The sequence below is a fragment of the Polaromonas sp. P3_C2 genome (assembly GCF_056402675.1).
Map to the genome: position 1 here is coordinate 1 of NZ_JBFUGX010000087.1, position 9311 is coordinate 9311.

At 62.4% G+C, this 9311-nt stretch carries 8 protein-coding genes; all 8 read right to left on the minus strand.

Annotated features, from left to right (window positions below; genetic code table 11):
• The coding region (locus AC1DWI_RS05890) for a ribonucleotide reductase N-terminal alpha domain-containing protein (protein WP_477724524.1) at positions 1-896 on the minus strand (896 nt) is incomplete at its 3' end.
• A complete protein-coding gene (locus tag AC1DWI_RS05895; protein WP_477724525.1) occupies positions 893-2149 on the minus strand; it encodes an NAD(P)H-dependent flavin oxidoreductase in 1257 nt (418 codons plus the stop codon). The genes AC1DWI_RS05890 and AC1DWI_RS05895, both read right to left, overlap by 4 nt.
• A complete protein-coding gene (locus AC1DWI_RS05900; protein WP_477668758.1) occupies positions 2127-2819 on the minus strand; it encodes a carbonic anhydrase in 693 nt (230 codons plus the stop codon). The genes AC1DWI_RS05895 and AC1DWI_RS05900 overlap by 23 nt, the downstream gene beginning before the upstream one ends.
• On the minus strand, positions 2816-3676 hold the full coding sequence (locus AC1DWI_RS05905) for a peptidylprolyl isomerase (RefSeq protein WP_477668759.1): 861 nt from the start codon (positions 3674-3676) through the stop codon (positions 2816-2818). Before AC1DWI_RS05905 ends, AC1DWI_RS05900 begins: the two co-directional genes overlap by 4 nt.
• Before the next feature lie 24 nt (positions 3677-3700).
• A complete protein-coding gene (gene narI, locus AC1DWI_RS05910; RefSeq protein WP_477724526.1) occupies positions 3701-4423 on the minus strand; it encodes a respiratory nitrate reductase subunit gamma in 723 nt (240 codons plus the stop codon).
• Positions 4420-5127, minus strand: a complete 708-nt coding sequence (gene narJ / locus AC1DWI_RS05915; protein ID WP_477668761.1) for a nitrate reductase molybdenum cofactor assembly chaperone — start codon at positions 5125-5127, stop codon at positions 4420-4422. The genes narI and narJ overlap by 4 nt, the downstream gene beginning before the upstream one ends.
• 2 nt (positions 5128-5129) lie before the next feature.
• Entirely contained in the window at positions 5130-6662 is a 1533-nt protein-coding gene (narH, locus tag AC1DWI_RS05920) for a nitrate reductase subunit beta (protein WP_477668762.1), read from the minus strand.
• Positions 6659-9311, minus strand: a 2653-nt coding sequence (locus AC1DWI_RS05925) for a nitrate reductase subunit alpha (protein WP_477724527.1), incomplete at its 5' end; no start/stop codon positions are given. The genes narH and AC1DWI_RS05925, both read right to left, overlap by 4 nt.

Here is a 9311-nt window from a genome sequence, read left to right on the forward strand (position 1 = left end):
CCGCAGGGATTGGTCGCTGCGATGTCTTCGCAATAACGCAGGTTGTTGTCCTGGTTGATGTGGTCCAGGAACAGGATGCCGGGCTCGGCGAAATCGTAGGCCGAGCGCATCACGGTGTCCCACAACTCGCGCGCGGCTACCGTCTGGTAGACCCACAGGCCGTCCGCGCGCTGGAAGGCGCCTTGCGCAACCAGTGAAGCGCCGGGTTTGGCCTTGTGCACTAGTTCCCAGGGCTGGTCTTCGGCGAGCGCGCGCATGAAGGTGTCAGGCATGCCGACCGAGACATTGAAGTTGTTCCAGCGCCCAGGCGCGCGCTTGGCGGTGATGAACTCGTGCACATCCGGGTGATCGATGCGCAGCACGCCCATCTGCGCACCACGCCGCGCACCAGCGCTCTCCACAGTGGAGCAGGACTGGTCAAAGACGTTGATGTAGCTGCAAGGACCGGAGGCCATGGACGCRGTACCCTTGACCTCAGCGCCACGCGGACGGATGCGTGAAAAATCGTAACCCACGCCGCCGCCGCGCCGCATGGTTTCGGCGGCCTCGCGCAGTGCCTCGTAGATGCCGGGATAACCGCCGTCATCGACACCCTGGATGCAGTCACCCACAGGTTGCACAAAGCAGTTGATCAGCGTGGCCTGGATGGAAGTGCCGGCCGCGCTCATGATGCGGCCTGCACCAATTGCCCCTGCGTGCAGGTTCTCGAGGAACAGCGCTTCGTGCTGGGCACGCTCCGCCTCGGGCTCGACCGAGGCCAGGGCGCGCGCCACACGTCGGTACAAATCCTCCACACCTGTCTCGCCGGGTTTGAGGTATTTTTCCTTCAGCACGTCCTGGCTGATGGGCTGGGTGGCCGTCATGTCTTGCGGCCGGCCAAACTGATCACGTTTCATGCGGGTGCTCCTGCTGGCCGAACTCCGCCGAGCAGCCATTGCATTAATTCTTGCACCGAACGGATCTGGTCGCCAAACGGCAACCGGGCGGCACCACGGAAGAAAAGGCCTTTGTGGATGTCGCCCTCGAAGGCATGCCCGAGTTGTTGGTCGATACAGAACTGGCCCATGCCGGCCACGCCATCGCGCAGGCCGCAATGGGTGAGGCAGTCGAACGACATGTTGCATTTGGCCTTGACATGGGCCGCCGCCTGGAGCCGGGCTTCCAGCCGCAGGTATTTGTCCAGCCATGGCGTTCGCACGGCGCGGGCGGGCAAGCYGGCCACGCTGATGAACTCCACCAGGTCTTCGGGTTTCGCCTCGGCCAGCACCTTCTTGAAGGCGGGATCGGCATCACACTCCCGGGTGACGGCAAAGGCCGTGCCAAGCTGCACGGCCGAAGCCCCCAGGGCTTGCAAGCGCAGGATGTCGTCCCTGCAGTTGATGCCGCCGGCGGCAACCAGCGGGATCTCGCGTTCGATGCCGGCCGTTTTGAAGAATTCCAGCACCTGCGGAATGACAACCTCGAAATCGAAACGCTTGTCATGCAGATCCGCGACTTTGGCGGCGCCCAGATGGCCACCCGCGAGACCGGGATGCTCAATCACGATGGCATCAGGCAGGCGCCCCTTTTTTTGCCACTTGCGCACCAGCAATTGCACGCCGCGCGCGTCCGACAGAATGGGGATCAACACCGCGTTGGGATAGTCGCGCGCCAGCTCCGGCAGATCAAGCGGCAGGCCGGCGCCGACCACCAGCGCATCGGCCCCGCTGGCCATGGCCTGGCCCACATAGTCTTCGTAGGCGCTGAGGGCCTTCATGACATTCACGGCAATCAGGCCGCGGCCCTGTGACAACTGACGGGCCAGGCGAATTTCCCGGTCAAGCGCTTCAAGATTGGCGGCATCGATCAAAGCCCGGGCATCAGGCTCCTTGTTCAGATGGCGTGTTTTGGCCATCAGATCAGGATGCAGGCGCCGCAAGTCCACGGACGACAGGGTGCCCACGCCGCCCAGGCGTGCCACCGTGCCGGCCAAGCCACCCGCAGAGACGCACACGCCCATCCCGCCCTGCACCACCGGGATCAACTCCTTGCCGCCAATGCGCCAGGGCCGAAGGCCCGAATCGTGAGCAAGTGTCTGCAACGCTGCCGATGCCGTGATCGAATTGACGTTTGCCTTTGCGGCAAGGTCAATTGGTGATGATTTGTCCATCGTGCTCCACATAAGGTTGGTACGGGCCAGTGCCGCTGTTAGAGGCTATCGCAGCAGGAACGAAACTTCCTTGCTGTACATCAAAGGTATGGATTTCACCGTCCTCAATGACGTAGTGCCAGCCATGCAGGGTCAAGGCGCCCTTCTCGACCTCACGCCGGACCATGGGATAGGCCATMAGCCGCTCGAGCTGCAACACCACGGTGCGCTGCTCGGTGCGGCGCAGGGCCTCCGGGCTCGACACAACAGGCAGCAAGGCTTCGCTGGCGAGTTTGAGCCAGGCTTGCAGGGCTACTGCTTCCTCGGGAACGCCTTCGTACGCGGCACGGATGGCTCCGCAGTGGCTGTGGCCACAGACAATGATGCGCTCCACATGCAGGCTGAGCACCGCGAACTCAATCGCCGCCGTGGTGCCGTGCAACCCATGGGAGCCGTCATATGGTGGAACGAAGGCACCCACATTGCGCACGATGAAAAGTTCACCCGGGCCGGCGCCGGTCAGCAGGTAGGGCACCACGCGCGAGTCCGAACAGCCAATGAACAGTGTCTTGGGGTGCTGCCCCTGCGCCACCAGATCCTGGAAGCGCTGCTGGTGCAGCGGAAAGTAGTCAGAGTGGAAACGCCGCAAACGCAACAGGAGTTCGTCCGGGCGCTCGAGGTCTTCATTCATTGCACCAGAGGCGAATCCGCACCCTCAAGAGCGATGCCCTCTACCTCCGCCTCGCCAACCAGCAGGCTCATGTACTGGTGTAGGGCGCGCGCGCGCGACTGCATTGTCAGCAGGGCTGCGATGCGCTCGCGTACTTCCTCATACGTGGGCTGGGTGCCGCTGCGCCGATCCAGCACGTCAATGATGTGAAAACCGAAACGCGTGTGGAACAGGCGCGGGTGCACGCCCGTGCCTGTTTGTGCATGCTGCAGGTGAAACAGTTCTGTCGCCAGCTCGGGCGCACAGTCGTCCGGCGTGATCCAGCCCAGATCCCCGCCCTGGGCGCTGCTGGGGCAATTGGACAATTCGGCAGCCAGCTGGGCAAAGCGCCCGGGAGCCACGCCCTTGTGCGACAGCTCGAGCAAGGCGCGCTCGGCATGCACCGTGAGTGCCTGGACATTGACGCCGGGAGTGACCGCAAACAGGATATGGCGCACGTGCAGGGCCTGGCCCACCAGAAACTGGGCCTTGTGCGCCCCGTAATAGCGCCGGCCTTCCTCTTCGGTGGGCAGGGGCGTGGTCACCTGCTGGTCGACCATGGCTTCAATGATCTCGCGTTCGGCCTCGCCGAGCTCGGGGCTGGTCAAACCAGTGTGGCGCGGCAGCAGGCCTTGTGATACCGCCTGCTGGCGCAGCAGCTCGGCGTAGGCCAGTTCGCGCAAGGTGGCTGTGTCGGGCCGCTGCCCTGGCGCATACAGGGCGATGCCATTGACAAGGGCCTCGGGCACGGCAGCCTGGACTGCCGCAGAAGCACACTGGCATGAACCGCTGCCGCAACCCTGAGCGGCAGCGGGTGAAGAAAGTGTGGATGTGGTCATGGACGGTTCCTGTTTTACGTGAGGTCAGGGAGCGCCGGGCGACTTGGCCCGGGGAACGCCAAGGCGGCGGCTGCGCACGACCTGGTAGGGGCGGAAGAGGTAAGCGACCGACCCAAAGCCGCTCCACACGTGAACCAGACGGCTGAAGGGGAACAGCAGGAAGATGGTCATCCCGAACACGATGTGGAAGCGGTAGGGCCAAGGCAAGACGGCAAGCGTTGCAGAGTCCACCTCGCGCAGGGTGAGAATGCGCTGCGCCCATTCGGMCAGGATCAGCATCACGCCGCCATCGGCGTGTCCCCATGAATACGGCAGGGTGATGAGGCCCACAACCAGCTGCGTCCAGAGGATCAGCAAGATCGCGAGATCGGTCTTGTGGCTGGTGTAGCGGATGCGCGGGTCAAACATGCGGCGGTAAATTAGCATCGATAAGCCGATAAAACAGATGAAGCCGGCAATGCCGCCTGCGTAGATCGCCATGCGCTGCTTGGTCGCAKCGTCCATGAAAACGCCGTAAACCGCGTGGGGCGTCAGCAAGCCCACCAGATGCCCAAAAAACAGGAACAGGATGCCCACGTGGAACAGGTTGCTACCCCAGCGAAGCAAGCCGGTGCGCAATAACTGCGAAGAATCGCTTTTCCAGGTGTACTGGTCGCGGTCAAAACGGATCAGGCTGCCGAGCAGGAAAACGGTCAGGCAGACGTAGGGATAGACACCAAAAAGAAATCCGTGAAGTCCGGGGCTCATGTTTGCGCTCCTTGGGTGGGGCGTGCCTTGCGCACGTGAGGCACGATGTGGATAGGCTGCGGCTGGTCCGGCCTGGCCTGGCCTTTGGACGAGCAGCCATCAAAAACGACCGGCTCTTCCCAAACCGCATCGATAGGCTCTTCCGCCGCAATTTGCACCGGTTGCGCCTTTTCCCCGGCCAGCTCCAGCAGGGCACCCAACACGGAGGCGTAGGCGCTTTCGCGCTGCTGCAGCGCCGCGAAAATCGCATTGAAGATGTGCGCCATCTCGGCCAGAAACTCGCGCGCCTCACTCGGTGGCTGGGTCGAGGTGAATTCGAGCACCACCGGCAGAAAGTCCGGCATTTCTCCTTCGGCCAGGTACATGCCGGCCTTCTCGTAGGTCTGCGCCAGGTCAATCATGGCCGGCCCGCGATCGCGCGAATCGCCATGCACGTGTTCGAACAGGTGYAGCGATGTGGCGCGGCCCCGGTCGAACAGCTCGACGTAAGCCGCCTCGGTCTCAAGCGCAGGCGCCAGTGCGAGCGCTTCGATCAGTGCGTCCAGCTCGGCCATCCGCTGCGGCTGCAGTGCGCGCTCTTCGTGCAGGACTTCTCGCATCGCACTCAGGTGGCTGCGTAATTCGGCGTCAGGATACGCAAGCAGTCGGGCCAGCACACGCAGGCTTTTCGAAGCCACAGCGGGGGTGTTGTTGAAAAGTGCCATGGTCAAACCTCCACCTTGATGGGAATAGTGCGTTTCTTGTTGCCGCCGAACAGGCTGACATCGCTGGCGCCGTCGGAGCAGCCATTGCCGAAGGTAAAGCCGCAGCCGCCGCGCATGTCGAAAGCGTTTTCAGCGTATTCGCGGTGGGTGGTCGGGATCACAAAGCGGTCCTCGTAGTTGGCAATCGCCATGATGTGGTACATCTCCTCGACCTCGGCCACCGTCAGCCCGGCTTGCTCCAGCACCGCCAGGTTCTGCACCTGGTCCACATGTTTGCTGCGCTGGTAGGAACGCATGGCCAGCATGCGCTGCAGCGAACGGATCACCGGCGCCGTGTCGCCGGCGGTCAGCAGGTTGGCCAGGTACTGCACGGGAATGCGCATCTGCGCGATGTCGGGCAGCTCACCGTTCACGCCGATGTGGCCGGCATTGGCCGCCGAAGTGATGGGCGACAGCGGCGGCACGTACCAGACCATGGGCAGCGTGCGGTACTCGGGGTGCAGCGGCAGTGCCACCTTCCACTCCACCGCCATCTTGTAGACCGGGCTGCGGCGGGCGCCTTCGAGCCAGGCTTCGGGAATGCCGTCCTTGCGCGCCTGCTCAATCACCTTCGGATCGTTCGGGTCCAGGAAGATGTCGAGCTGGGCCTGGTACAGGTCCTTGTCGTCTTCCACGCTGGCCGCTTCCTGGATGCGGTCGGCGTCGTACAGCACCACACCGAGGTAACGGATGCGGCCCACGCAGGTTTCGCTGCAGACAGTCGGCTGGCCGGCTTCAATGCGCGGATAGCAGAAGGTGCATTTCTCGGCCTTGCCGCTTTTCCAGTTGTAATAGATTTTTTTGTACGGGCAGCCCGAGACACACATGCGCCAGCCGCGGCACTTGTCCTGGTCGATCAGCACGATGCCATCTTCCTCGCGCTTGTAGATCGAGCCGGAAGGGCAGGAAGCCACACAGGCCGGATTCAGGCAGTGCTCACACAGGCGCGGCAAATACATCATGAAGGTGTTTTCGAACTGCCCGACCATGTCTTTCTGGACCTGGTCAAAGTTCGCCAGGTTGGCGTCCTTGCTGCGCTTGGAAAATTCGCCGCCGAGGATCTCTTCCCAGTTCGGACCCCACTCGATTTTTTCCATGCGTTTGCCGGTGATCAGGCTGCGAGGCCGCGCCGTTGGCGCGGCTTTCATTTCTGGCGCTGACTGCAGATGGTCATAGTCGAAGGTGAAGGGCTCGTAATAGTCATCGATCTGCGGCATGTTCGGGTTGGAGAAGATGCGCATGAGCAGCTTCCACTTGCCGCCCTGACGCGGCTCGATGGAGCCGTCGGCCTTGCGCACCCAGCCGCCGTTCCACTTGTCCTGGTTTTCCCATTCTTTCGGGTAACCAATACCGGGTTTGGTTTCGACGTTGTTGAACCAGGCGTACTCCATGCCGGGCCGGCTGGTCCAGACGTTTTTGCAGGTGACCGAGCAGGTGTGGCAGCCAATGCACTTGTCCAGGTTGAGCACCATGCCGATTTGTGCGCGTACTTTCATGCTGCTTCTCCCATTTGCTGCACGGCGAACGCACGGTCGTCATCGCGCGGCGTGTCCAGCCAGTCGACCTTGCTCATCTTGCGCACCACGACAAATTCGTCGCGATTGGTGCCTATGGTTCCGTAGTAGTTGAAGCCRTAGGAGAGTTGCGCATACCCGCCGATCATGTGCGTCGGCTTGAGGACGATGCGCGTCACGGAGTTGTGGATGCCGCCACGCTGGCCGGTGATCTCCGAACCCGGGGTGTTGACGATTTTTTCCTGCGCGTGGTACATCATCACCATGCCGGGTTTGACACGCTGGCTGACGACAGCCCGCGCGGCAATTGCGCCGTTGACGTTGTAAGCCTCGATCCAGTCGTTGTCTTCCACGCCAATCAGCTTGGCGTCATCTTCACTGAGCCAGATGATGGGCCCGCCCCGGCTCAGCGTGAGCATCAACAGGTTGTCGGTGTACGTCGAGTGGATGCCCCACTTCTGGTGCGGCGTGATGAAGTTCAGTAATATTTCGGTGTTGCCGTTGGTACGAATACCGTGCACCCCGGCGGTGGCCTTCAGGTTCACCGGCGGCCGGTAGCTGGCCAAGCCCTCGCCGAAAGCCAGCATCCAAGGGTGGTCCTGGTAGAACTGCTGGCGGCCCGTGAGGGTGCGCCATGGGATCAGTTCATGCACGTTGGTGTAACCGGCGTTGTACGACACGGTTTCCGATTCGATGCCGCTCCAGGTCGGCGAACTAATGATCTTGCGCGGCTGGGCCTGGATGTCGCGGAAGCGGATCTTCTCGTCCTCACGGTGCAGCGCCAGATGGGTGTGCTCGCGGCCGGTCTGCTTGCCCAATGCCGCCCACGCTTTGACCGCCACATGGCCGTTGGTTTCGGGCGCGAGTTGCAACACCATTTCGCAGGCATCGATGTCGCTGTTGATACGCGGCATGCCCTGGGTCACGCCCGGTTCGGTGACCAAGCCGTTGAGTTCGCCGAGTTGCCGAACTTCGGTTTCGGTGTTCCAGGCAATGCCTTTGCCGCCGTTGCCCACCTTGTTGAGCAGGGGGCCCACGGCAGTGAATCGTTTGTAGACGTTGGGATAGTCGCGCTCGACGACCTGCATCTGGGGCRCCGTCTTGCCGGGCACCAGTTCGCACTCGCCACGCTTCCAGTCCTTGACTTCAAACGGCTGAGCCAGCTCGCCCGGGGTATCGTGCATCACCGGGGTCAGCACCATTTCCTTCTCCACGCCCAGATGCCCGTCGCACAGCTCGCTGAATTTTTTGGCGAAGCCCTTGTAGATTTCCCAGTCGCTTTTCGATTGCCACACCGGATCCACCGCGGTGGACAGCGGATGGATGAAGGGGTGCATGTCACTGGTGTTGAGGTCGTTCTTTTCGTACCAGGTTGCGGTCGGCAGCACGATGTCGGAGTACAGGCAGGTCGTACTCATGCGGAAGTCGAGCGTGACCAGCAGGTCCAGTTTTCCCTCGGGCGCCTTGTCATGCCACACCACCTCTTCGGGTTTGCCTTCTTCGGTTCCCAGATCCTTGCCCTGCACGCCGTTGTCTGTGCCGAGCAGGTGCTTGAGAAAGTACTCATGGCCCTTGCCCGACGAACCGATGATGTTGGAACGCCAGACAAACATGTTGCGCGGCCAGTTGTCCGGATGGTCCGGGTCCTCACAGCTCATCCTGAGCGAGCCATCCTTGAGCGACTTGACGACATAGTCCTTGGCATCCAGGCCAGCGGCCTGAGCATCCTTGACCACCTGCATCGGGTTGGTCTGCAATTGCGGTGCACTCGGCAACCAGCCCATGCGTTCGGCGCGCACGTTGTAATCGATCATGCTGCCGCCGTAGAGCTTCTTGTCGGCCAGTGGCGATAGCACCTCGTTCACGCCGAGCTTCTCGTAGCGCCACTGGTCGGTGTGCGCATAAAAGAAGCTGGTGGAGTTCATCTGCCGGGGTGGGCGGATCCAGTCAAGCGCGAAGGCCAACGGCGTCCAGCCGGTCTGCGGTCGCAGTTTCTCCTGGCCCACGTAGTGCGCCCAGCCACCCCCGCTCTTGCCGATGCAGCCGCACATCATCAGCATGTTGATGACGCTGCGGTAGTTCATGTCACTGTGGTACCAGTGGTTCATGCCGGCCCCGATGATGACCATGGACCGGCCTTCGGTCTTGTCGGCATTGTCGGCAAACTGGCGCGCGACGGCGATGATCTGGTCGCGTGGCACCCCTGTGATCTGCTCCTGCCAGGCCGGGGTGTAAGGGGTGTTGTCGTCAAAGTCGGCCGCAGCCAGCTCACCGGGCAAGCCGCGGGGAATGCCGTATTGCGCGACCTGCAGGTCGAAGACTGTCGCCACCAGGGCTGAGCGCTCCTCGCCGGCCTTGCCGAGCGAAATGCGCTGAACCGGAACCGTGCGCACCAGCACGTCACCCTGCTCGTTGTTGGGGAAGTGTTCATGGTGAATGCCACCGAAGTACGGAAAACCGACCTTGGCGCTGTCGGCACTGGGGGCATCGCCCTCCATCACCGACAGCTTGAGCGCGACCTCGTCACCCTGGCGTGCCTCTTTGGACTCCAGGTTCCACTGCCCGGCGTCGGCGCGGCCATCAGGACCCCAGCGAAAGCCGATGGCACCGTGCGGCAAGACGACCTTGCCC